This window comes from Alteromonas sp. V450 (genome assembly GCF_001885075.1).
Taxonomy (GTDB): Bacteria; Pseudomonadota; Gammaproteobacteria; order Enterobacterales; family Alteromonadaceae; genus Alteromonas.
Map to the genome: position 1 here is coordinate 75,721 of NZ_MODU01000004.1, position 24,401 is coordinate 100,121.

Genomic DNA, 24,401 nt, shown 5'->3' on the forward strand with positions numbered 1-24,401 from the left:
GTTGCTTTATGTTGCCCCTTCTTTTAACCAACCGCGTTAGCGCTCAAACTACCCAGTCTATTACTAATCCCACGTCTGTACTGTCAATATTTCTTTCTTTACTTCTGGTTGTCGGCGTTATTTTTGCGCTTGCTTATGTAATGCGTCGATTTAATGTCACTGCTATGGGCAGTCACCAAATGAAGGTAGCAGCCAGTATGGTGGTTGGCGCAAAAGAAAAAGTTATTGTTATCCAGGTGGGGGAAGAACAGCATTTAATTGGCGTTACGAGCCATAACATATCGCACCTAAGTAAATTAGACATTCCCTTAGAAATTCCAAGTAAAGGAAAAACGTCGCCGGGTAACACTGGTGATGCGTTTAAGCAAAACTTGATTGAGGCGATGGCAGGAAAACTCAACCCCAACTTAGATAAGAAAACAGCAAAGGAAGCGTCTAAAAATGCGTAAGCTAGCGATATTTTGCCTTACTCTAATACTTTGTTTATCGTTTGTTGAGCCCGTTAACGCGCAGCAAGGGATTTCGGCGGTCACCGTAACAACTAACCAAGATGGATCGCAAGATTATACCATGACGCTTCAAGCGCTGTTTATTATGACAGCGCTCAGCTTAATTCCCGCGTTTATTATGATGATGACATCGTTCACTCGCATTATTGTGGTGCTATCAATATTGCGACAAGCTATTGGGCTTCAACAGTCACCGTCAAATCAAATTCTCATTGGGGTGAGCTTATTTTTATCTATGTTCATCATGGCCCCGGTGTTCGAAGAAGTGAACGAGCGCGCGCTGCAGCCTTATCTCAACGAAGAATTAACCAGTATTGATGCCTTAGAGCAAGCGAAAGGACCGATGCGCGCTTTTATGCTGTCGCAAACGCGGGTTAAAGATCTTGAAACATTTGTGAGAATTGCGGGAGACGAGGGTAAATACGCAGATACAGAAGACGTTCCGCTTACCATCTTAATTCCAGCTTTTGTTACCAGTGAGCTAAAGACTGCGTTTCAAATTGGTTTTATGCTATTTATTCCCTTTCTCATCATTGACTTGGTGGTAGCGTCTATATTGATGGCTATGGGTATGATGATGCTTTCACCTATGATTGTATCCTTGCCATTTAAACTCATGCTGTTCGTGCTAGTTGATGGTTGGAACCTGATTTTCGGTACGTTGGCGACCAGTTTCGGAATGGGCGTCTAGGAGTCCTTATGTCACCAGAAGTCTTTGTCGAAATACTGCGTGAAGCCATGTTTATGGTAATTGTGCTTGTTTCTGCTGTTATTGTGCCGAGCTTGATAGTCGGCCTTGTGGTTGCTGTTTTTCAGGCGGCAACAAGTATCAATGAGCAAACCATGAGCTTTTTACCTCGTTTACTAGTGACTCTTTTGGCGCTGAGTTGGGGAGGAAACTGGTTGGTTCAACAGGTGATGGATTTTACGTTTCGTATGGTCGAGATGATTCCACAGGTCGTAGGGTAGAGGACAACGCTGTGGAAGTAGAATTAGCGACTGTTAATCAGTTTCTAGCAGATATGCTGCTGCCTTTTATGCGTATAAGCGGGTTGTTTATTGCTATGATTGGGCTAAGCGCTAAGTCTATCCCTCCGCAAGTTCGCGCGTTACTAGGCATCATGCTGACACTTATTATTATGCCGGTAGTACCGCCATCTCCCATAGAAAACCTGGTTGATGTGGGGACTTTTTTTATTGTGATACAACAGTTGCTCATTGGCGTTGCGATAGGCTTTATTTCTATGATGGTGCTCAATACCTTTGTATTGGCAGGCCAAATTATTGCCATGCAGACAGGCCTTGGCTTTGCGTCAATTGTTGATCCCGTCAACGGAATCAATGTCCCGGCTGTAGGGCAGTTCTATCTTATTTTGGCAACCCTATTGTTTTGGACATTGGATGGGCATTTGTCCATGATCCAGATGATAGTAATGAGCTTTGATGCGTTTCCTATAGGTGAAGCGTGGTGGACAGGTGAACAATTCCGCGATATTGCCCATTGGGCTGGCTGGATGTTTATATCGGCGGTAACCCTGTCACTTGCACCTATCGTGTCGCTTCTTATCGTCAATTTGGCGTTTGGCGTAATGACCAAAGCTGCACCGCAGCTGAACATTTTTAGTATTGGTTTTTCAATTGCTCAAGTAATGGGATTACTCATTATTTGGATAACGCTAGATAACTTTACTGCGCACTTTGAAACGCAATGGTTTAGAGCCGAACAGTTTATGTGTGAACTGTTAAATATTTGTCCTTAGGCAAACAATACTAGTCGTTGGTAGAATACGGTATGTCCGTGATTTGGTCAGTGAGTAAACTAGGCGAGAGGCGTTGCACGGCTAACAAGCCTCTCTCGCAACAAAGACGAGCATAATTGAGCATGGCAGATTCAAGCGAAAAAACAGAAGACCCCACGGGGAAAAAACTCGAAGATGCGCGAAAGAAAGGGCAGATTGCGCGTTCCCGAGAACTTTCTACAACGCTTGTTCTTATTATTAGTGCCTGTATGTTTTTGGTCGTGGGTAGTTGGATAGCTGAGTCTGTTTTCAAACTTACTCAACGCATGTTTATTTTATCCCGTGATGAAACGTATGACGTTACGCATATGTTTGGCGCATGGGGAGAGGCATTTTCTGCTGTAGGGCCAGCGGTATTGTTGTATATGTTTGTCGCTATGCTAGCAGGTATTTACGGTTCCATTGCTCTTGGAGGATACAACTTCACTTGGGAAGGCGCAAAGCCAAAAGGGTCAAAAATGAACCCTTTACAAGGGATTAAACGAATGTTTGGCACGAACGGGCTTGTTGAACTGTTAAAGTCCATCGCCAAGGTTGTGGTTGTTATTGGTATGGCTATCGGCGCTTTACTGTTTTTCGAAGATGAAGCTCTTCATCTCGATATGGAGCTGTATCCTGGCAATATTTTTCATGCGCTTGATATGTTGAAATGGGCGTTTCTGATTTTAGTTTGCAGTATGATCCCAATTGCAGCAATTGACGTGCCTTATCAAATGTATAAGCACAATGAAGAAATGAAAATGACCAAACAAGAGGTTAAAGACGAGCGAAAAAATGCGGAAGGCGACCCTATGGTGAAAGGGCGTATTAGAAGACTACAATACCAAGCCGCGACTAAACGGATGATGCAAGAAGTGCCGCAAGCTGATGTTGTCGTTACTAACCCAACCCACTTTTCGGTGGCGATAAAATATGATGAAAACGGCGTCAGGGCCCCCGTAGTTGTAGCAAAGGGGGCCGATGAACTAGCGATGCACATTCGAAAAATAGCAACTGCTAACGATGTACCACTCATCCCGTCCCCAATGCTAGCGCGTGCCATTTTTTACTCTACAGAGGTTGACGAAGAAGTTCCAAATGCCCTTTTCATGGCCGTTGCACAAATACTTGCACATGTATACCAGCTAAAAGCATATAGGGCAGGCAAAGGAAAAAAACCGAAACCGCTCAAAAGAGACCTGCCTATACCGCCGGAATATCGTCGCTAGACCCTTCTCAATAAGCAGAGGTTCGGTTTGCCTAGTTCATTGCTGCTTTGCACGAAGTACATTACCAAAAATTGGCATACTCCTGCGTGAATACGAGTACGAAGACTTCATTTTTGGTATGACATGTCTTTATCACTGCCACCGTTTAGACAATAAAGCTGGCACGTTAGTTGTAATCTACTAATCAGAGCAACATAAAGCGTCAATTTTCTGATAGTGAGATATAAGCAATGCAGTTATCCGGTTATCTTCAGCGTTTCGATAAAAATCAGCTGCAAAAATTTACCAGCGGTTTGGGTGCGCCTATAGTACTACTGGCTATTATGGGTATGGTTATTTTACCCATGCCGCCTTTCCTTCTTGATGTGCTGTTTAGTTTTAATATTGCGCTTTCACTAGTCATCATTCTCGTTGCCGTACTCACACAGCGTCCTGTTGACTTTGGCATTTTTCCCTTGGTTTTGTTAATCGCAACTGTACTGCGCCTTGCGTTAAACGTGGCTTCTACGCGAGTCGTATTGTTATATGGTCACGAAGGTGGTGACGCAGCAGGTAAAGTGATTGAGGCCTTCGGTGCAGTGGTTATCGGAGGCAACTACGCTGTAGGTATCGTAGTCTTTGCTATTTTGCTTATTATTAACTTTAAAGTAGTCACCGCTGGTGCTGGTAGAATATCTGAAGTGAGTGCTCGCTTTACGTTGGATGCCATGCCAGGAAAGCAAATGGCAATCGATGCAGATTTGAACGCAGGTTACATTGATCAGGAGCAAGCGCGACAAAGGAGAGAGGAGATAACGGCAGAGGCAGACTTCTATGGCTCGATGGATGGTGCGTCCAAATTTGTAAAAGGAGACGCTGTAGCAGGCCTATTTATCATGCTTATCAATATTGTTGGTGGGTTGTTCATAGGTATCATTCAGCATGATTTATCGTTCAGTAGCGCAATTGAAATCTACACCATATTAACCATTGGTGATGGACTGGTAGCGCAAATCCCGTCTTTATTACTTTCTGTGGCCACCGCGATAATCGTAACACGTGAAAATGAAACCCAAGAGATGGGCAAGGAAATACGCGGCCAGTTGGGCAATAATCAAGCGCTATATATATCGGCTGGTATTTTGTTCGTCATGGGGATTATCCCTGGTATGCCAAGCGTCGCGTTTTTGAGCTTCTCTTTCTTAATTGCGGGTTTAGCCTATTGGCAATCGACCGAAGCGAAAAAGAAGGCGGCCGAGCCTACAGCGTCAGATACAGTGGTGCAAAGTGAAGCGGCAGCGCCCGAAATTAAAGAGCTTGGTTGGGATGATGTGCAGCAAGTCGATACCATAGGATTGGAAGTTGGGTATCGTTTAATCCCCCTTGTAGACAAGTCGCAAGGTGGCGAGTTATTGACACGGATTAAAGGCGTTCGGAAAAAATTGTCACAGGAACTGGGTTTTCTTATCCCACCTGTTCATATACGCGATAACCTTGATTTAGAGCCAAATACCTACACCATTGCCATGCTAGGGGTAACCATAGGTGATTCTCTTATTAGCCACGATGAAGAGTTGGCAATAAACCCTGGCCAAGTGTTTGGCAAATTGGAAGGAAGAGCAACCAAAGATCCCGCTTTTGGTTTGGATGCAGTTTGGATAAAACCTAACAAGCGCGAGCACGCACAGACATTAGGTTATACCGTTGTTGACGCTGCAACCGTGGTGGCGACTCATCTAAGCCAGTTGCTTACAAACAATGCTTATCAACTGCTTGGGCATGAAGAGGCGCAGCAGCTACTCGATATGTTAGCTAAACAACACCCTAAGTTGGTTGAAGGCCTAGTGCCAGATATTCTGCCTCTCAGTACCGTAGTGAAGGTGCTTCAAACACTTCTTTTCGAAGGCGTACCTATTCGTGACATGCGAACAATAGTACAGACATTGAGCGAGTATGGAACGCGTAGTCAAGACCCTGATGTATTGGTATCAGCTGTGCGTATTTCACTGAAGCGGCTTATCGTGCAAGAAATTACACAAGGCGCGAAAGAAATACCTGTCATAACCTTGGCGCCAGAGTTGGAACAGATGTTGCACCAGTCTCTTCAAGCAGGTGGTGAAGATGGTGCTGGTATAGAACCTGGGTTGGCTGACAAGCTGCAAAAATCGTTACAGCAAGCAAGTCAACAACAAGAGTTAGAGGGTGAACCATCGGTTCTTCTCACGTCGGGCATGCTACGACCAGTACTATCGCGCTTCTTAAAATATTCGGTTGTTGGGCTTCATGTGCTGTCTTATCAAGAAGTGCCTGACGACAAACAAATAAAAATAGTCAGTTCGGTTGGTCAATAATCTGACGAAAGGGTAATCGGAGAGTTTGCAATGAAAATAAGACGTTTCTTTGGCAAAGATATGCGTGAAGCTTTAAGCCAAGTTAAAGCAGAACTTGGTAGCGATGCGGTCATTATGTCAAATCGCAAAGTAGCAGACGGCATAGAGTTGGTTGCGGCGTACGATAAAGAGCCAGAAGCTAAACTCTCTGTACCTAAAAAGGCAGTGCAAAACTTGGGACAAAAGTCGGTGCCGAGTTTGAGCGAAATTATTGGTGATGATGGTCCAGATAGCTTAAAAGCATTGCTTGAAAAGCAGCACAGCAGCGCGCCGTCATCTACCAGCCAACCATCTAATGGTAACGCTAAGCAAGCGAATGATATTGCTGCTCACCTTGATTTCTCCGATGCATTTTTAGAGGAAATGGAAAGTCACAAAGAACGTGGTGCAGACCACACTAATGCTACATTCCCTGAGCACCAAGCGTCGAGCATTGTAGAAGCTCCAGAGCAGCAGTCAGCTGAGCTCACGCAGATTAAAGAAGAGTTGGCATCGTTGAGAAACGTGCTTCAGTACCAGGTTGCGGACTTGATGGAAGCAAAGAATAAGCGTCAAAAGCCCGTGCATCAGTATTTAATCGCACGCTTAACAGATATGGGCTTAAGCCAGGCACTAGCAACTCAATTGATTAACTATACACCAGCACATTACAATGAGAGAGACGCGTGGGTATATCTTCTTAACCTATTGGCTAATCGCATAAATGTGACGGGCAACGATATACTTAGTGCACAAGGTGCAGTAGCGTTAGTTGGGCCGACTGGAACAGGAAAAACAACAACAGTAGCCAAGCTCGCAGCGCGTTATGCACAAAAATATGGCGCAGAGTCGGTGGCGATGATCACTATCGATACGTACAGAATTGCGGCGTTTGAACAGCTTGCAACATACGGAAAAATAATCGGTTGTACTGTTAAAAAAGCGCAGACCAGTGAAGAACTTGCAGATTTATTATTCCAACTTCGCCATAAGCGTCTAATATTGATTGACACGGCTGGTTTTAGTCAACGAGATAGCCGATTAATTAAACAAATAAAACAATTTGACAATGGTCAAATGCCAAATGTGAAAAAATATTTAGTTGCTCAGGCCAATACGCAATATCCTGCTTTACAGAGAATCATTCAAGCGTATGATGACGTTGAACTAAGTGGTTGTATTTTCACAAAGTTAGATGAGTGCTACTCTTTAGGAGAGGTACTAAGTGCGGCGGTTGAATACCAACTTCCGGTCAGTTATGTCACCGATGGTCAAAAAGTACCTGAAGATATAAAGATTGCCGAAGCGAAATCTCTCGTTTCTGCTGCAGCAAAGCTTTATAAAAAGTACAGTTTGAATCATACTAACGTTAACAGCGCAATTAAAACAGCATAGGCAGTATGGTTGACGATCAAGCGAGTAGCTTAAGAAAAATGAAGCAATCACGGTTAATCAAAGTTATCGCCGTCACTGGAGGAAAAGGTGGCGTCGGTAAAACAAATATTACGCTAAATACCGCAATCGCTATGGCGAAGCAAGGTAAGCGCGTAATGGTACTTGATGCAGACTTGGGTCTTGCAAATGTCGACGTCATGCTTGGTTTACGTGTAGAGAAAAATCTCTCACACGTTTTATCGGGCGAATGTACTCTCGACGAGGTTTTGGTGACAGGGCCGCACGGCATCAAAATTGCCCCTGCAACGTCCGGCACGCAATCCATGGCTGAACTATCTCCAACGCAGCATGCGGGGCTTATTAGAGCATTCAGTGAGCTGCGTTCGCAAATTGACGTCCTTATCGTTGATACTGCGGCAGGTATTTCAGACATGGTGCTAAGCTTCTCTAAAGCATCGCAGGACATAATGGTTGTTGTGTGTGACGAACCGACATCCCTTACTGATGCTTACGCACTGATTAAAATTTTGAATCGAGAGCACGGTGTGTTTCGTTTCAAAGTCGTTGCTAATATGGTTCGCGATATAAGAGAAGGGCAAGAGCTGTTTAGTAAGTTAAGCAAAGTGACGGGGCGTTTTCTCGATGTTGCGCTAGAATTAGTTGCAACAGTGCCATTTGATGAAAATATTCGCAAGGCCGTTAGGAAACAAACGGCCATTGTTGACGCTTATCCCGGGTCTCCTGCTGCAGTCGCTATCACACAGTTGGCGACAAAAGCGCTTACTTGGCCAATTCCGGCCCAGCCCGGTGGGCACTTAGAATTTTTCATCGAGCAGTTAGTAGCAGATAAAGCAGTGGGAAATCAGCGTTGAATAGCAAAGCAGCCGCTTATCAACAACAGAATGACAAGTCGCAATTAGTCGAACGGCATGCACCGTTGGTTAAGCGAATTGCCCATCATTTAATGGCTCGTCTACCTGCAAGCGTGCTTGTGGATGACTTAATTCAGTCAGGAATGATTGGTCTTCTGGAAGCCGCAAGAAATTTTGACGGCTCGAAAGGTGCTAGTTTTGAAACCTTTGCCGGAATAAGAATTCGCGGCGCAATGCTTGATGAAATCCGCAAAGGTGATTGGACACCTCGGTCGGTCCATCGAAATGGCCGAGCGATAACTGAAGCCATCTCACAAGTCGAGAGTGAAACAGGGCGAGATGCCAGAGATTCTGATATTGCTGCTAAACTCAATGTAAGTTTGCAGGATTATCACCAAATGCTAAACGAAGTGAATGCTGGTAAGTTAGTCGGCATTGAGGATTTAGGTGTTTCCGAGGACGTTATTTCCACTGAACGAAACAAAGGAAGTGACGCGCCGCTTGAAGACCTTATGCAGGGGGCTTTTCAGAAAGCGTTGGCCCATGCAATAACGACTCTGCCAGAGCGAGAGGCAATAGTGCTCTCTCTTTACTACGATGAAGAGCTTAACCTGAGAGAAATAGGTGAAGTTCTCGATGTGAGTGAGTCGAGAGTTAGTCAAATTCATAGTCAGGCCATGTTAAAACTTAAATCACGAATGAAGTCGTGGCAAGCTGACGAAGAATAGATATTAATAACAATTAACCCCTCATTGGAGGCTATTTTGGATAAGAGCATGAAGATTCTCGTGGTTGACGATTTTTCAACTATGAGACGTATCATCAAAAACCTATTAAAAGATCTGGGTTTCTCCAACATCCAGGAAGCAGATGATGGCAGCACTGCGCTGCCTATGTTGCAACAAGGTGATTTTGATTTTGTTGTTACAGACTGGAACATGCCAGGAATGCAAGGTATCGATTTATTAAGAGCGATTCGCGCTGACGATAAGTTGAAGCACCTTCCCGTTTTAATGGTAACGGCTGAAGCTAAAAAAGAGCAAATCGTTGCGGCTGCTCAAGCAGGTGTTAACGGATATGTGGTGAAGCCTTTTACTGCCGCAACACTGAAAGAAAAGTTAGATAAAATTTTCGAACGTTTAGGTTGATCCAGACGCTCACCAGAGAAACGAGGTTTACTGGATGACTACGAATGTAAACGTTCCAATTTCCTTGGAAGAAGCAAAACAGCTCGTTGCCTATCTCGAAGAGGGCGACAACGCTTCTGCCAATGCGCTTCTTGAAGCCGCTTCAATGAAAGAAAACGTGGAGTTATTTGCTGAGGTAGGCAAGCTTACTCGTCAACTTCATGACGCGCTTAATAACTTCCAAATTGACGACCGTATTAAGAATCTAGCGAATGATGATATTCCAGATGCGCAGTCTCGTCTTACATATGTAATTGAAGAAACTGAAAAAGCTGCTAATACTACTATGGACGCTGTTGAAGCAAGCATGCCGATAGCTGAAACGCTTTCGACTCGGATTGAAAAAGTGATGCCTGAGTGGAAAAAGCTCATGAATCGTCAAATCGAGCTCGGCGAGTTTAAGGCTTTGTGTGCTGACTTAGACGAATTGTTGGAAGACGGATCTGTACAGTCGGCTAAACTTACACAGTTGCTCACAGAAGTATTAATGGCGCAAGGTTATCAGGATTTAACGGGGCAAGTAATTCGCCGCGTAATTGACTTGGTAAAAGAAGTCGAAGACAGCTTGGTAAATATGCTGACTATGTTTGGTGAGCGCGAGAGTTCAGATCAAGCTAAACCATCTAGCGTTAAGGCCGATAAGATTGATGGTGTTGAGGCAGAAGGCCCAATCATTGATGCGGATGAACGAGATGATGTTGTATCTGGCCAAGATGATGTTGATGACCTTTTGTCTAGCTTAGGTTTTTAGGGGAGCGGGCGCATGTCGTTTGATGTTGACGAGGATATATTACAGGACTTTCTGGTTGAGGCCGGAGAGATACTTGAACAATTACAAGAACAGCTCGTTGATCTTGAAAACAATCCTGAAGATGCGGATTTGCTTAACGCAATATTCCGTGGCTACCACACTGTAAAAGGTGGTGCAGGTTTTCTCTCACTGACAGAGCTAGTAGAAATCTGTCACGGGGCTGAGAACGTTTTCGACGTTATGAGGAATGGACAAAGAACACTCACACCTGAGTTGATGGACATTATCTTGCAAGCGACAGATGTCGTCGTTGAAATGTTTGAACGTGTTAAGGCTCGCGAACCTCTTGAGCCGGCTGATGCGCATCTCGTTGATATTCTTCATAAACTTAGCCGCCCTGAATCCCCCGATGAACATATTTTTGACGGTCAACAGAGCGAGGAACCCGAACCAACACCGGTTGAGGAAGAGTTAACCCTTGAAGAAGACGTATCAACGCCTGCGCCCTCTGAAGAGGCCAGCGGTGGTATTGACGAAATAACAGAAGACGAATTCGAAGCGTTATTAGATGAACTGCACGGTTCAGGTGCGCCTGGTCAGAAAGCTGAAGCGCCGGAGGCAACAAATGCAACGGTTGCGCCGCCTTCAACCAATGCATCAAGTGACAGTGATGATATCACCGATGAAGAGTTTGAAGCGCTACTAGACGACCTTCACGGAAAAGGTAAGTTCAGCAGCAATGAAGTGAGCTCATCTGAGTCGACGCCAGCACCTGCAACCACGCCGTCTAATACGGGTGACAGTGAAGAAATCACCGACGATGAATTTGAGGCGTTGCTAGACCAGCTTCATGGCTCCGGTAAAGGACCATCCAAGCAAACACCTACAGCGTCAACCGCGTCTGAACCGCCTGTCGATAAAGCAGCGACTGAGGCTGTTCAAAAAGCTAAGCAAGCAGCACCTAAAGCACCGCCATCTTCAGGAAATACCGCTGCGGCTAAAAGCAGTGGAGCCACAGCTAGTGCACCATCAAAACCAGGCTCTACCTCATCAGGGGCCGCTAAACCAGCAGCCAAAAAAGATGAAAAGAAAGCTGCACCAGCAGCACCACAAGCAGAAACAACAGTACGGGTGGACACGAAACGACTAGACCAAATCATGAACATGGTTGGTGAGCTTGTGTTGGTAAGAAACCGCTTGCTGAGTTTAGGTATCAATAGCAACGATGAAAGTATGTCAAAAGCTATAGCAAACCTAGACGTAGTAACAGGTGATCTTCAGGGTGCGGTGATGAAAACGCGCATGCAGCCAATCAAGAAAGTTTTTGGTCGCTTTCCTCGCGTTGTACGAGACCTGGCGAGAAGCCTGAAAAAAGAGATCACGCTTGAGCTTGTTGGTGAAGAAACAGATTTAGATAAAAACCTCGTTGAGGCACTGGCAGACCCTCTTGTGCACTTGGTCAGGAATTCAGTTGACCACGGTATTGAAATGCCTGATGACCGAGCGGCGGCCGGAAAACCGAGAATGGGTACTGTGCAGCTGTCGGCATCACAAGAAGGCGACCATATACTGCTTACTATCGAAGATGATGGTAAGGGGATGGACCCAGAAAAGTTAAAAGAAATCGCGATAAGTCGAGGGGTGTTAGATGCAGACGCAGCAGCACGTATGTCTGATGTAGAAGCGTTTAATCTTATTTTTGCACCTGGGTTTTCAACTAAGACTGAAATTAGCGATATTTCTGGCCGCGGCGTTGGTATGGATGTGGTGAAAACCAAAATCAACCAACTAAACGGTACGGTCAATATTGATTCTCAGCTTGGGAAAGGCACGCGGTTAGACATTAAAGTTCCACTCACGCTTGCTATCCTTCCGACCTTAATGATTGTTGTAGGTAAGCAAACCTTTGCGTTACCATTAGGCGCAGTGAACGAAATTATCAACATGGACATCAAGAAAACCAATACGGTTGATGGTCAGCTGACAATGATAGTTCGTTCTAAAGCAATCCCACTCTTTTTCCTTGGTGAGTGGTTGATACGCGGTCCAAAAAATATAAACAGAGAAAAGGGACACGTTGTCGTTGTGCAAATAGGCACGCAACAGGTAGGCTTTGTGGTGGACGCGTTAATAGGCCAAGAAGAAGTAGTAATAAAGCCGTTGGATGCTTTGCTCCAGGGTACGCCCGGAATGGCAGGCGCAACAATTACATCGGATGGCGGGATTGCACTTATTTTAGATATTCCAAGCCTTTTGAAACGGTATGCGCGTAAGCCTTAGCCGAGAGGCTTTGGCAACCCAATAGGAATAACAATCCATGGTCTTTAAAGTCCTGGTCGTGGACGATTCTACCTTTTATCGTCGCCGAGTGAGAGAGATTCTCGACGACGATAGAGAATTAGAAGTAGTAGGCGAGGCGCGCAACGGTCGTGATGCCCTCGATAAAATTGAATTACTAAAACCTGACGTGGTAACGATGGACGTTGAAATGCCGGTGATGGACGGTATTTCGGCGGTAAAAGCTATTATGGATAAGCGACCAACGCCTATCTTAATGTTTTCATCGTTAACGCATCACGGTGCACAGGCAACGTTAGATGCACTCGAGGCGGGTGCCTTAGATTTTTTGCCCAAAAAATTTGAAGATATTGCGCAAGATAGAAGAGACGCAAGCCGGCTATTGTGTACAAAGGTTCGCTTAATTGCCCGAAGAGGTGTTGGGCTGAAGCGTCCAGCATTCAGGCTGACAGAGACGCGAAAGCTTCCTGAAAATGCACCAAAACCGGCGTTTTTTAAAACGTCAGGGCTGCTTTCCGGCCACCTAGACGGCGCTAAGCAGCCAACAGTCTCCTCAGTCCGCGCTTCGGGCAAGTCGTATAAATGTCTCGCGATTGGTGCGTCTACTGGAGGACCTGTAGCGCTTCAGAAAGTATTGTCGCCATTGCCGTCGGAGTTTCCATATCCCATCATTCTTGTGCAACACATGCCAGGTACCTTTACTAGCGCATTCGCACAACGTTTGGACGCAAACTGTGATATACACGTTAAAGAAGCTGAAAACGGTGATATTTTAAAGCCTGGTCATGCCTATCTTGCGCCCGGTGGAAAGCAGATGATAGTCGAGGCGGTCGGGGTCCAACATCGAGTAGTCATTACTGATGCAAACCCAAGCGATAAAGTGAGCTATAAACCCAGCGTTGACCTGACCTTTTCCTCATTAGCAAACGTATTTGGTGGCGATGTACTCGGCGTAATTTTGACTGGAATGGGAGCCGATGGACGGGAAGGGTGTCGTGCATTAAAAGAGAAGGGAGCGACGATTTGGGCGCAAGATCAAGATTCCTGTGTTGTTTATGGAATGCCTCAGGCTGTTGCTGTGGCAAATATATCGTCTAAAAGCATCAATATAGACGACATTGGCACATGCGTAAAAACTGAAATGCGACAGCGTTGATAGCGCTTACGGAATTTAAATATGAAAGTGTGGACAGTGGCGAATCAAAAAGGCGGCGTGGGTAAAACGACCACTACGGTGAGCCTTGGCGGATTGCTTGCCCAGCAGGGAAAGCGTGTATTAATGATTGATACCGATCCACATGCGTCGCTAAGTTACTATTTTGGCATTGATGCTGAAGCGACAAGCCATTCTGTTTACGATATTTTTATTAATTCAAATTCGTTGTCTGCCGATAAAGTACTAGATTGTTTGTGTCCGACAAAGCTTGATAGCTTGTTTGTATTGCCTGCCACGATGGCCCTTGCAACGTTAGACAGAACGATGGGAAGTGAACAAGGTATGGGTTTGGTTTTGAAAAAAGCCTTGGCTTTGATACACGACGAATTTGACGTAGCGATTATTGACTGCCCCCCTGTTTTAGGCGTTCTTATGGTTAATGCACTGGCAGCCTGTGATAAAGTGATCGTGCCTACACAAACAGAATACTTGGCACTTAAAGGTTTAGACAGAATGATACGAACAATGGAAATTATGGGCAGGTCTTTGTCTAAGACCTTCGACACCGTGATTATTCCAACTATGTTCGATAAGCGAACAAATGCGGCGCTTGCATCACGAGATAGGTTAATGAGTGATTACGGTAAACAGGTGTGGAAAGGTGTAATACCGGTTGATACCCATTTTCGTGATGCCAGTTTGGTGCAGCTACCAATATCAGCGGCGTATCCAAAAACGCGTGGTGTCGACGCCTATGCCGAATTATTAGAAGTGTTGGAGATGTAACGCATAATGAGCAAGCAATCGCCGTTCGCCCGCGAAGAAGTGATGGAGGCTTACCTTGATAGCCTGCTAAAAGAGCCTGAGGTTCCTCAAGACGTCACTGCGCGCACAGCGAAACTTCTCGAGCAGGCATCTCAGCAGATTGCAGATGAAGTGCCCAGTTCGCCTCTAAAAGAGAGCAGCAACGTCGAGCCAGACACGCTATCTTTAGTAGAAGAGGTGTCTCAGTTTATTGGGTCGGCGAAATCTAACCATGGAGTGCTCAGCGAAAGCGATAGTCATATTGAAGAAGAGTCTCAAGAATTAAGGCGCATTGAAGAAACTACGACTAAGCTTCCACTAAAGGATACACTCGGTTTTCGTTTCCAAGCGCTATTCTTTGAAGTTGCGGGGTTAACGTTAGCTGTGCCGCTTACTTCATTGGGTGGTATACATCAAATAGAAAAAATAGGACCGCTCTTTGGTAAGCCCGATTGGTTTATGGGAGTTATGCTACACAGAGAGTCCAAGCTGAGTGTTGTAGATACAGCTAAGTGGGTAATGCCTGAAAAGTACGATGAAAGTCTCGCGCAATCGATTGAATATCGCTACCTCATTATGTTAGGTGAGAGTGCGTGGGGGTTGGCTAGTGAAAAACTGGTCAACACGGTCAATTTGACCACGGATGACGTTAAATGGCGCGAAACAACCGGTAAGCGTCCCTGGCTAGCGGGGATGGTGAAGGAAAAAATGTGTGCATTAATTGACGTTGAAGAATTAATATCTATGCTTAACAAAGGTTTAGGCAGTAACGACCAGACGCCATAGTGTTGGGAGCCAGGTTCATGAGCGAAAAAAGTACAAATAACAATGCCACTGACAGTAATGATGAAGTCCTTCAATGGGTGACGTATCGCTTAGGTGAGGAAACGTACGGTATCAATGTAATGCAAGTCCAAGAAGTATTGCGTTATACCGAGATAGCGCCGGTTCCTGGTGCGCCTGATTACGTTCTAGGTATTATTAACCTTCGCGGCAACGTTGTTACCGTTATCGATACGCGAGCGCGTTTCGGTCTGCCGCCAACTGAAATAACTGACAACACGCGGATTGTTATTATCGAATCTGACGAGCAAGTTGTGGGTATTTTGGTCGATAGTGTGGCTGAAGTGGTTTACCTCAAGTCCTCTGAGATTGATAGCGCGCCTAATGTTGGTACAGAAGAAAGTGCTAAGTTCATTCAAGGCGTTAGTAATCGCGACGGCGAACTGCTTATTCTTGTTGATCTTAATAAGCTATTAAGTGATGAAGAGTGGGATGAACTCAGTAATATTTAAAGCTTAATAGGTTGCAGCAAAGCAGCTTGGCAATGCTGCTTTGCTTTGTTCTTTTTGAGGTAGTCGCATATGGACTTGCAGTTTACTGCACCCACGCTGGTTGAGCTCTTCTTGGTAGTAATTTCATCCCTACTAGCCCTGAGCGTTTTTGTGCTTTTTGCTAAGCTTCGCGCTATGGCTAACCAACTCAATGCGGTAAAAGCGAGTGCGGAAGAAAAAATAGCACATATCGAGATTACAGCAAAAGATGCAGTCAACCGACACGATGAAAGTCAAGCGCGAAGTTTGGTCATCACTCGACACCTCCAATCACTCGATGAAAAACATGTAGAGCTAGAAAACCAAGTCCGAGATTTGAAGTTTCAGGACCCCTCGTTACGCCTTTATCAACGTGCTGCAGACTTAGTTAAGCAAGGTGCCAGCATTGAAGAAATCATCGAGGCCTGTGACATTCCTCGCGCTGAAGCTGAGATGTTAATGATGGTGCATAAGCAAAATAACTAATATTTTTTCCACCAGACAATAAAACGTTTAGACGTCTAGACGTAAAGATGTTGACATATCGCCAGTTATAGACACAATACAGATATTGTAATTTATCACTGGAGTCCTCTATGCCAATTCGTATTCCTGAGCAGTTACCCGCGCAGAATGTACTACTAGGTGAAAACATTTTTACCATGGACATGGACAGGGCTGCCAATCAGGATATTCGTCCTCTTGAAGTCGGCATTCTTAATTTGATGCCGAATAAGATAGAAACAGAAGTACAGTTACTTCGCCTGCTGTCGAATACGCCGCTACAAATAAATGTAGACTTGATTAGAATTGATAATCAAGCACCCAAAAATACTCCACAGTCACACATGGATGCCTTCTATCACGACTTTTCAGCGGTCGCGAACAAAAAATACGATGGGCTTATAGTAACCGGTGCGCCTCTTGCGCTTATCGATTATGAAGAGGTGAAGTACTGGGACACTATGACGACAATATTGGAGTGGGCGCAGCGACACGTTAACTCTACTCTGTATTTATGTTGGGCTGCCCATGCGGCCATGTATCACTTTTATGGTATAACCCGACAGATCAGAGATGAAAAGTTTTCCGGTGTTTTCAAGCATAAAGTGAACGATCCTCACAATGAACTATTGAGAGGTTTTGACCCCACGTTTTACGCTCCACATTCTCGATATGGGCACATCAATACCTCGCTATATAACAGCGTTGATGGGTTAAGTGTTGTGGCAGAATCTGACGATGTGGGTGCGTATATTGTGGCGTCAGAAGACAAGCGAATGGTGTTTGTAACGGGCCATCCAGAATATGATCCAGATACGCTCAAAGACGAATATTTACGTGATATTGCGGCAGGACAAACGCCCGCAATACCAAAAAACTATTTTGAAGGGGATGATCCAGCCAGTTCGCCAATTGTACAGTGGCGCTCGCACGGCAGTTTATTGTTTACGAACTGGCTGAATTATTATGTCTATCAGACCACGCCTTACGATTTAAGTCAGCTTGCTGAAAAGTCACAGCCAAAGAGGTAGAACGTGAGCCAAAGACCAATTTCTAGCGCGCAGGCATCGCTTACAGAAGCCGCTCAAAAACGCATTCTTATTTTAGACGGTGCCATGGGCACCATGATCCAGCGCCATAAGTTAGAAGAAGAAGATTATCGTGGAACACAGTTTGCCGACTGGCACTGCGATGTTAAGGGTAACAATGATTTGTTGGTTATTACCCAGCCCAGCATTATTTACCAAATTCACTGTGATTACTTTGAAGCTGGTGCGGACATTATTGAAACGAATACGTTTAATGCTACGACTATCGCTATGGCCGATTATGATATGCAGGCCCAATCACGTGATATCAATTTAGCTGCGGCTAAATTGGCGCGTAAAGCAGCAGACGAATTCACAGCGAAAACACCTGATAAACCCCGTTTTGTTGCCGGCGTATTAGGGCCAACAAACCGCACGGCGTCTATTTCACCTGATGTTAATGACCCAGGTAAGCGCAATGTCACGTTTGACGAATTAGTAGAGGCCTATAGTGAGTCTACCGAAGCCCTCATTGAAGGCGGCGTTGACCTAATCATGCTTGAAACTATTTTCGATACGTTAAATGCCAAGGCAGCAGCGTTTGCTGTAGAGTCGGTATTCGAAAAACTCGGTAAGTCTTTGCCCGTGATGGTATCAGGCACTATCACCGACGCTTCAGGGCGTACGCTTTCGGGGCAAACCGCGGAAGCATTTTACTACTCAATGCGACATATTAATCCGTTTTCCTTCGGCTTAAACTGCGCACTTGGGCCGGACCTCTTGCGCCAATACGTCGATGAAGTAGCCAATGTGAGTGAGTGCTTCATATCCGCACACCCTAACGCTGGCTTACCCAACGAATTTGGTGAATACGATATGGAAGGGCCGGAAATGGCCGAGCACATCAAAGAATGGGCGCAGTCAGGGCTAGTGAACATTGTAGGGGGCTGTTGTGGTAGTACCCCAGAGCACATTCGCGATATTGCTAACGCGGTTAAAGGTATCGCGCCACGCCAGCTTCCCGAATTTGAACCTAAAATGCGTTTGTCAGGCCTAGAGCCGTTTGTACACTAGGAGGGCATAATGAGCGCAGAATTTTCTACATTTATTAATATCGGTGAGCGCACCAACGTTACAGGCTCTGCTCGCTTTAAACGTCTTATTCTTGAAGGTGATTATGAAACCGCACTTGATGTCGCAAGACAGCAGGTAGAAAACGGTGCTCAAATCATTGATATCAATATGGACGAGGCCATGCTTGATTCAAAGCAGGCCATGATCACCTTTTTAAACCTGATTGCCTCTGAGCCAGATATTAGCCGAGTTCCCATTATGATCGACTCGTCTAAATGGGAGATCATCGAAGCTGGGCTTAAGTGTGTGCAGGGCAAAGCGATTGTTAACTCTATTAGCTTAAAAGAAGGGGAAGAGATCTTCTTAAACCAAGCCAAGCTAATAAAGCGCTATGGTGCTGCAACCGTAGTTATGGCGTTTGACGAGACCGGCCAGGCCGATACACAAGAGCGCAAGGTTGAGATTTGTCAGCGTAGCTACAAGTTGCTGACAGAAGAAGTCGGCTTTCCTCCTGAAGATATTATCTTTGACCCCAATATTTTTGCTGTAGCGACAGGTATTGAAGAGCACGATAACTACGCGGTTGATTTTATTGAAGCGACCCGCGAGATACGTAAAACCTGTCCGTACTCACATATTTCCGGCGGTCTTTCTAATATTTCGTTCTCGTTCAGAGGGAACAATCCGGTTCGCGAAGCTATGCACTCGGTATTCCTATATCACGCTATTCGCGCCGGTATGGATATGGCTATTGTGAATGCAGGCCAGCTAGAAGTATACGATGAAATACCCGCTGAATTGCGCGATGCGGTTGAAGATGTGATTTTAAACCGCAGAAGTGATGCTACTGAACGCTTACTTGATATTGCACCGAACTATCAAGGCGACGGTAAAGCGGCCGCGAAGGAAGATTTATCCTGGCGCGAGCAAGAAGTGAATAAGCGCTTAGAGCATGCGCTTGTTAAAGGCATTACCGATTACATCATTGAAGATACCGAAGAAGCGCGTCAGCAAGCTGAGCGTCCGTTACACGTTATCGAAGGGCCATTAATGGATGGCATGAACGTAGTAGGGGATTTATTCGGTGAAGGTAAGATGTTCCTTCCGCAGGTGGTAAAGTCGGCCCGCGTAATGAAAAAAGCGGTAGCCCATTTACAGCCTTTTATTGAACAAGAAAAATCAGACGATGCAAAGAGCAACGGCAAAATTCTTCTCGCTACGGTAAAAGGCGATGTTCACGATATTGGTAAGAATATTGTGGGCGTGGTGCTTCAGTGTAATAACTTTGAAGTGATTGACCTTGGCGTGATGGTGCCAGCGGCAACAATCTTACAAACCGCCAAAGATGAAAACGTCGATATGATTGGTTTGTCGGGTCTAATTACACCATCACTTGATGAGATGGTTCACGTAGCTAAAGAAATGGAGCGTCAGGGCTTTGATATTCCGCTTCTTATTGGCGGGGCGACGACGTCTAAAGCGCACACTGCGGTAAAGATTGAACAAAATTATCATGCACCTGTCGCTTATGTTCCAAACGCAAGTAGAGCAGTAGGCGTCTGCCAGCGTCTTTTAAACAGAGCGTCTCGTGATATTTACGCGCAGGAACTGGCAAAAGAATACGATACGGTACGCGAACAGCACGCCCGTAAAAAGCCGCGCAGCAAGCCGGTGACGTTAGCTCAGGCCAGAGAAAACGCTTTTAAGCCAGATTTTACGACTTTGCCAGTAAAACCTGCGAGCCTGGGTGTAACACCGGTAACCGCCGATTTAGCTACCCTGCGTAACTACATTGACTGGACACCTTTCTTCTTAACCTGGTCGTTAGCAGGGAAGTACCCCCGTATACTTGAAGATGAGGTGGTGGGAGAGCAGGCACAGTCACTGTTTAAAGACGCCAACGCTATGCTGGATAAAGTTATTGAAGAGAACAGCCTTCAGGCAAAAGGCGTTATCGGTTTGTTTCCTGCTAACCGCGTTAATGACGATGTTGAAATTTATACAGATGAGTCGCGAAAACAGGTTCAAGGTGTTGCCCATCATTTACGTCAGCAAACGCTAAAAGACAAATTTGCTAATTATTGTTTAGCAGACTTTGTGGCTGAAAAGTCGAGCGGCATAAACGATTATGTGGGCGCTTTTGCCGTTACCGGTGGTATAGGAGAAGACGAGCTTGCTGATACCTATATTCAAGCAGGCGATGACTACAACGGTATTATGGTAAAAGCAGTGGCAGACAGACTTGCCGAAGCGTTTGCGGAATACCTGCACGAGCAGGTGCGTAAGCAGTACTGGGGCTACGCCGCTGAAGAATCACTAAGTAACGAAGAACTTATTCGCGAAAAATATCAGGGCATTCGACCGGCACCAGGCTACGCTGCGTGTCCAGAACACACCGAAAAGCAGCTTATTTGGGATTTATTGTCAGCAGAGCAGCACACAGGTATGAAGCTCACGGAAAGTTACGCCATGTGGCCGGGCGCGTCGGTATCGGGTTGGTATTTTGCACACCCTGATGCCAAATACTTTGCGGTTGCCAAAATTCAAGCCGACCAAGTAGAAGATTACGCCACACGAAAAGGCTGGACCTTAGAAGAAGCTGAAAAGTGGTTGGGTCCTAACCTAAGTGATTAATGCTGGTAAGGCAGGGAAGGTATATGCAAATCGAAAAGCCTTTTAGTCAGGCCTGTGAGAACAACAAGCGCGCTATTTTGAGTGTGCTTGAACGTACATTTGCTAACTGCCGACAAGTATTGGAAATAGGAAGCGGAACAGGTCAGCACGCCGTATTTTTGGCTGAACACTTGCCCCATCTTATTTGGCACACAAGCGACCAACCACACTATCACGAAGGCATTGCCGCGTGGTTGAGTGATTCAAATGCGGAGAATATAAAACCTCCCATAGCATTTACCGTTGGGCAAGATGACTTTCCCAGTCTTGACGTAGACAGCATTTTTACGGCAAACACCGCACATATCATGCAGAAAGAAGAGGCGAAGCTACTAATGGAATCAGTAGCGTTGCACTTACCCCAAGGTGGCATATTCTGTCAGTATGGCCCTTTTACACACAGCGGTAAGTTTACTTCTGAAAGTAATCAAGCCTTCCATACATCGCTTTTAGCGCGCGGCTATGGTGGCTACCGAGATATCAATGAGCTTACTGCTTGGGCAGGCGAGTTAAGCTTACAAGACATTATCGACATGCCCGCCAACAACCATATGCTTATTTGGCAAAAACGCTAGAAAAGCATCTTTTGCATCAATGAAAGGAGTAGCTATGAGCTTTAAAGTAAATCATTATTTCGACAATAAAGTGAGCTCGATTGGGTTTGAATCTGCAAACGGCCCCTGCACCTCGGGCGTGATGTCGCCGGGTGAATATACATTTTCTACATCACAAAAAGAGCTGATGAAAGTGGTTGAAGGTGAGCTAGTGGTGAAGCTGCTGGGAAGTGACGAATGGCAATCTTTCGCAACAGGTACCAGTTTTAATGTGCCTGCCGATGCATCTTTTGACGTTAAAGTGTCTACGCCTACCGCTTATCTTTGCTTTTACAGCTAATTCTTCAAAGCGTTCAACTGGCCTGCATTTAAACTTTCGTATAATTGACTTTCAGAGGTTGTAAAATTTCTCTGTATATCTCAAAGTATTAGACACACAAGTGGGTGTACCTCACTTGTGCTTTATACTAATAAAACTAAACCTGTAGTGTGTGCGAATTATCAGGGCCTGTTGACCTTTGATGTACGAATTTTGGTCTAAATGGAAGCCTTTTAATCGCGAAACAGTCCTACAAGCCTAGTGGGCTAAGTTAAAGGGCTGTGACAAAGAGTAAAAGGCTTCCATAACGATCCCTTCGGGCAGCGCCTTTGTGCCATCTATACTGCGTTGAATGTTTTCGACTTAGAACCACTAAACCGTCAAACATCCGCCTTGTCTAGATGGCACAAAGACGGCTGCAAAAATGTACAACAAAGGTCAACAGGCCCTAGTGCTGGAATACACTTTTCACATGTTGTGGCGTTTAGTAAACAATGAGAAGTACAAATGAAATCCATATCACTCCAAAAAAAGTTCATGCTTATCGTTGGCGGTAGCATAGCTTTGATGTTACTCATTACGGCGTTTTTCTTAGTCAATACCGTTGCAGATAACACCCGCAGTCGCGTAGAAAAAGAGCTTAAATCCTTAGTTGCACGTGAGGCTAATGACGTTGAAGGTTTCTTCGCAACTTATGGGGGCGTCGCTAGCGCATTTTTGAGCAGTCCTTTTTTGCAAGATTTTTTCGCGGGCCATAACAAACGAGGAGCCCCCGAGAGCCAATTGGCTCAATCTAAAGATATTTATGCCACTTTTGAGAACATCAGCAGCCAAGATCCCATTATTAAATCGGCGTTCTTTGGTTCCGCCAAAACAGGTGAGTATTTTTATGAGGAAGGGCGAGTCGGCGTCGACACCTCGGGCCCTGATGCTGGCAATCCTAACGCCGGTTACTTTGCAACTAAGCGTCCGTGGTTCACTACTGCCGTTGAAAAAGGAAAGCTATATGTAACGCCTCCTGCTGTCGATTCCCAAGATGGAAGCGTATCTGCAGTAGTACAAACCCCGATATACAAAAATGGAGCATTACTAGGCGTTGGCGGTGTCGATATTCTTATTAGCACGGTGGGTAAGGTCATAGATGCCATTCGTTATGAAGAACAAGGTACGGCATTTTTACTCGATGAAAACCAAAACATTGTTTACTTTCCGAAGCAGAGCAAGGCGTTACCACTAAGCTCCTCTATTGGTAACTTCGACAGCGTGTTTGATAGCACTGAAGGGTTTGGCAAGTTGGCGGGTAATATCGCGACTAACGAATCTGGTATTGTGCACGTCACCTGGAAGGGGGAAGGCTATGTTGCGGTTTTTGAGCACGCTCAGTTAGCTAACCCACAAATGAATTGGTCGCTGGGCATTCTTATCCCTGCAAGCATCATTGACAGCCCGATAAATAATGCAATTACTACAGCAATTATCGTCGCCATTATTATTATTGGGTTAATAGCGCTCATTACTTATTTTGCGAGTGCTAAAGTCACTCAGCCTTTGGTAGAAATGCGTAACGCAATGGCGGAAATAGCGCATGGCGACGGCGACTTAACCAAACGTCTGGAAGTTAAAAGTAACGACGAAATTGGGGCGCTTGCCATAGAGTTCAATACTTTTACCGATAAACTAAGATCGCTACTTAAAGATACTGCCGCTAACACCAAGGCTGTTTCTGATGCGGCAGACCACCTTCGCGATGTGAGTCACGCGACTAGCAAGGAAATTAACCAAGAGCGTAGTCAGGTGGACAATGTGTCTACGGCAGTCACGCAAATGGCCGCCACCGTTGTTGAAATTTCAAAAAATGCGGCGCAGTCCAGTGACGCTGCGACTAAAGCTGATGAGCTAGTACAAGCCGGTAGTGAACAAGTGCAAGACGCTATGAGGGAAATTCGCGCGCTAGCCGACGCCATCAGTCAGGGTGTTGAAGTTGTAGGCGGATTGAGTAAAGAATCTGACAGCATCGGTGCTGTAGTTGATGTAATTAACAGCATCGCTGAACAAACTAATTTACTGGCATTAAACGCAGCTATTGAAGCGGCGAGAGCCGGTGAACAGGGACGCGGCTTTGCCGTTGTTGCAGATGAAGTTCGCTCGTTAGCAAGTCGTACACAAGAATCGACGACTGATATACGAAAAATGGTAGAGCGATTGCAGGCGATGTCTGAGCAGACCAACAGTGTTATGCAGGAAGGACAAGCCCGCTCTCAATCTGGCGTTGAAAAAACAGAAAAAGTGGTCGAGACACTTAAAGATATTACTCAGTCTATAGGTTTGGTTCACGAGCAAAGTACGCACATCGCACTTGCTACCGAACAGCAAACAGAAGTCGCCCAAGACATTAATAAGTCGCTCGTAGCTATCACAAGCCTAAGTGATAAAACCAGTCAGCATGCAGAAGAGCTAGCGGTAGAAGCGACGCAGCTAAGTGCCGTCTCTGGTGACCTAAAAGAATTGGTGGGGCAATTTAAAATTTAGCTTTAATAACAGTGTAAACACAAAACGAAATGTGGCTTATGGGCTAAATAAAACAGACTAACTATCGAAAATCGCTTACC

23 protein-coding genes are annotated in these 24,401 nt (G+C 45.4%); all 23 read left to right on the plus strand.

The genetic code is table 11. The features are described from left to right. Positions 1 to 8: 8 nt before the first annotated feature. A complete protein-coding gene (fliO, locus tag BK026_RS00350; RefSeq protein WP_071814016.1) occupies positions 9 to 449 on the plus strand; it encodes a flagellar biosynthetic protein FliO in 441 nt (146 codons plus the stop codon). Continuing rightward, a complete protein-coding gene (gene fliP, locus BK026_RS00355) occupies positions 442 to 1,200 on the plus strand; it encodes a flagellar type III secretion system pore protein FliP (RefSeq protein WP_071814017.1) in 759 nt (252 codons plus the stop codon). The genes fliO and fliP overlap by 8 nt, the downstream gene beginning before the upstream one ends. 8 nt (positions 1,201 to 1,208) lie before the next feature. Beyond that, a complete protein-coding gene (fliQ, locus tag BK026_RS00360) occupies positions 1,209 to 1,478 on the plus strand; it encodes a flagellar biosynthesis protein FliQ (protein WP_071814018.1) in 270 nt (89 codons plus the stop codon). An 11-nt stretch (positions 1,479 to 1,489) separates the two neighbouring features. Further along, on the plus strand, positions 1,490 to 2,269 hold the full coding sequence (gene fliR, locus BK026_RS00365) for a flagellar biosynthetic protein FliR (RefSeq protein ID WP_071814019.1): 780 nt from the start codon (positions 1,490 to 1,492) through the stop codon (positions 2,267 to 2,269). A 122-nt stretch (positions 2,270 to 2,391) separates the two neighbouring features. Further along, a complete protein-coding gene (gene flhB, locus BK026_RS00370) occupies positions 2,392 to 3,516 on the plus strand; it encodes a flagellar biosynthesis protein FlhB (protein ID WP_071814020.1) in 1,125 nt (374 codons plus the stop codon). A gap of 230 nt (positions 3,517 to 3,746) precedes the next feature. Continuing rightward, a complete protein-coding gene (gene flhA / locus BK026_RS00375; RefSeq protein WP_071814021.1) occupies positions 3,747 to 5,846 on the plus strand; it encodes a flagellar biosynthesis protein FlhA in 2,100 nt (699 codons plus the stop codon). Between the two features lie 30 nt (positions 5,847 to 5,876). After that, entirely contained in the window at positions 5,877 to 7,259 is a 1,383-nt protein-coding gene (gene flhF / locus BK026_RS00380) for a flagellar biosynthesis protein FlhF (RefSeq protein ID WP_071814022.1), read from the plus strand. A gap of 5 nt (positions 7,260 to 7,264) precedes the next feature. Beyond that, the gene (locus tag BK026_RS00385) at positions 7,265 to 8,131 is read left to right on the plus strand and encodes a MinD/ParA family protein (protein WP_071814023.1); all 867 of its coding nucleotides are present in this window, start codon (positions 7,265 to 7,267) and stop codon (positions 8,129 to 8,131) included. After that, a complete protein-coding gene (locus tag BK026_RS00390) occupies positions 8,128 to 8,859 on the plus strand; it encodes an RNA polymerase sigma factor FliA (protein ID WP_071814024.1) in 732 nt (243 codons plus the stop codon). Before BK026_RS00385 ends, BK026_RS00390 begins: the two co-directional genes overlap by 4 nt. Before the next feature lie 36 nt (positions 8,860 to 8,895). Then, a complete protein-coding gene (cheY, locus tag BK026_RS00395; RefSeq protein WP_012517682.1) occupies positions 8,896 to 9,279 on the plus strand; it encodes a chemotaxis response regulator CheY in 384 nt (127 codons plus the stop codon). A gap of 34 nt (positions 9,280 to 9,313) precedes the next feature. Beyond that, positions 9,314 to 10,069 carry a protein phosphatase CheZ gene (locus BK026_RS00400; RefSeq protein ID WP_071814025.1) on the plus strand — a complete coding sequence of 252 codons (756 nt, stop codon included), beginning with the start codon at positions 9,314 to 9,316 and terminating at the stop codon, positions 10,067 to 10,069. Between the two features lie 12 nt (positions 10,070 to 10,081). Next, complete coding sequence (locus BK026_RS00405; RefSeq protein WP_071814026.1) at positions 10,082 to 12,349, plus strand: chemotaxis protein CheA; 2,268 nt, start codon at positions 10,082 to 10,084, stop codon at positions 12,347 to 12,349. A gap of 37 nt (positions 12,350 to 12,386) precedes the next feature. Next, positions 12,387 to 13,523: a chemotaxis response regulator protein-glutamate methylesterase gene (locus BK026_RS00410; RefSeq protein WP_071814027.1), complete on the plus strand. Its 1,137-nt coding sequence runs from the start codon at positions 12,387 to 12,389 to the stop codon at positions 13,521 to 13,523. A 21-nt stretch (positions 13,524 to 13,544) separates the two neighbouring features. Then, a complete protein-coding gene (locus BK026_RS00415; RefSeq protein WP_071814028.1) occupies positions 13,545 to 14,309 on the plus strand; it encodes a ParA family protein in 765 nt (254 codons plus the stop codon). 6 nt (positions 14,310 to 14,315) lie between these two features. Further along, the gene (locus tag BK026_RS00420) at positions 14,316 to 15,113 is read left to right on the plus strand and encodes a chemotaxis protein CheW (RefSeq protein WP_071814029.1); all 798 of its coding nucleotides are present in this window, start codon (positions 14,316 to 14,318) and stop codon (positions 15,111 to 15,113) included. A gap of 17 nt (positions 15,114 to 15,130) precedes the next feature. Continuing rightward, positions 15,131 to 15,622 carry a chemotaxis protein CheW gene (locus BK026_RS00425; protein ID WP_071814030.1) on the plus strand — a complete coding sequence of 164 codons (492 nt, stop codon included), beginning with the start codon at positions 15,131 to 15,133 and terminating at the stop codon, positions 15,620 to 15,622. 69 nt (positions 15,623 to 15,691) lie between these two features. Further along, positions 15,692 to 16,126: a DUF2802 domain-containing protein gene (locus BK026_RS00430; protein WP_071814031.1), complete on the plus strand. Its 435-nt coding sequence runs from the start codon at positions 15,692 to 15,694 to the stop codon at positions 16,124 to 16,126. A gap of 110 nt (positions 16,127 to 16,236) precedes the next feature. Continuing rightward, positions 16,237 to 17,175: a homoserine O-succinyltransferase gene (metA, locus tag BK026_RS00435; protein WP_071814032.1), complete on the plus strand. Its 939-nt coding sequence runs from the start codon at positions 16,237 to 16,239 to the stop codon at positions 17,173 to 17,175. Positions 17,176 to 17,178: 3 nt separating this feature from the next. After that, positions 17,179 to 18,246 carry a homocysteine S-methyltransferase family protein gene (locus BK026_RS00440; protein ID WP_071814033.1) on the plus strand — a complete coding sequence of 356 codons (1,068 nt, stop codon included), beginning with the start codon at positions 17,179 to 17,181 and terminating at the stop codon, positions 18,244 to 18,246. A gap of 9 nt (positions 18,247 to 18,255) precedes the next feature. After that, entirely contained in the window at positions 18,256 to 20,880 is a 2,625-nt protein-coding gene (gene metH / locus BK026_RS00445; protein ID WP_071814034.1) for a methionine synthase, read from the plus strand. A 23-nt stretch (positions 20,881 to 20,903) separates the two neighbouring features. Then, positions 20,904 to 21,494 carry a DUF938 domain-containing protein gene (locus BK026_RS00450; RefSeq protein ID WP_071814035.1) on the plus strand — a complete coding sequence of 197 codons (591 nt, stop codon included), beginning with the start codon at positions 20,904 to 20,906 and terminating at the stop codon, positions 21,492 to 21,494. Between the two features lie 34 nt (positions 21,495 to 21,528). After that, the gene (locus BK026_RS00455) at positions 21,529 to 21,813 is read left to right on the plus strand and encodes a pyrimidine/purine nucleoside phosphorylase (protein WP_071817408.1); all 285 of its coding nucleotides are present in this window, start codon (positions 21,529 to 21,531) and stop codon (positions 21,811 to 21,813) included. Positions 21,814 to 22,299: 486 nt separating this feature from the next. Continuing rightward, positions 22,300 to 24,321: a methyl-accepting chemotaxis protein gene (locus BK026_RS00460; RefSeq protein ID WP_071814036.1), complete on the plus strand. Its 2,022-nt coding sequence runs from the start codon at positions 22,300 to 22,302 to the stop codon at positions 24,319 to 24,321. Positions 24,322 to 24,401: the final 80 nt, after the last annotated feature.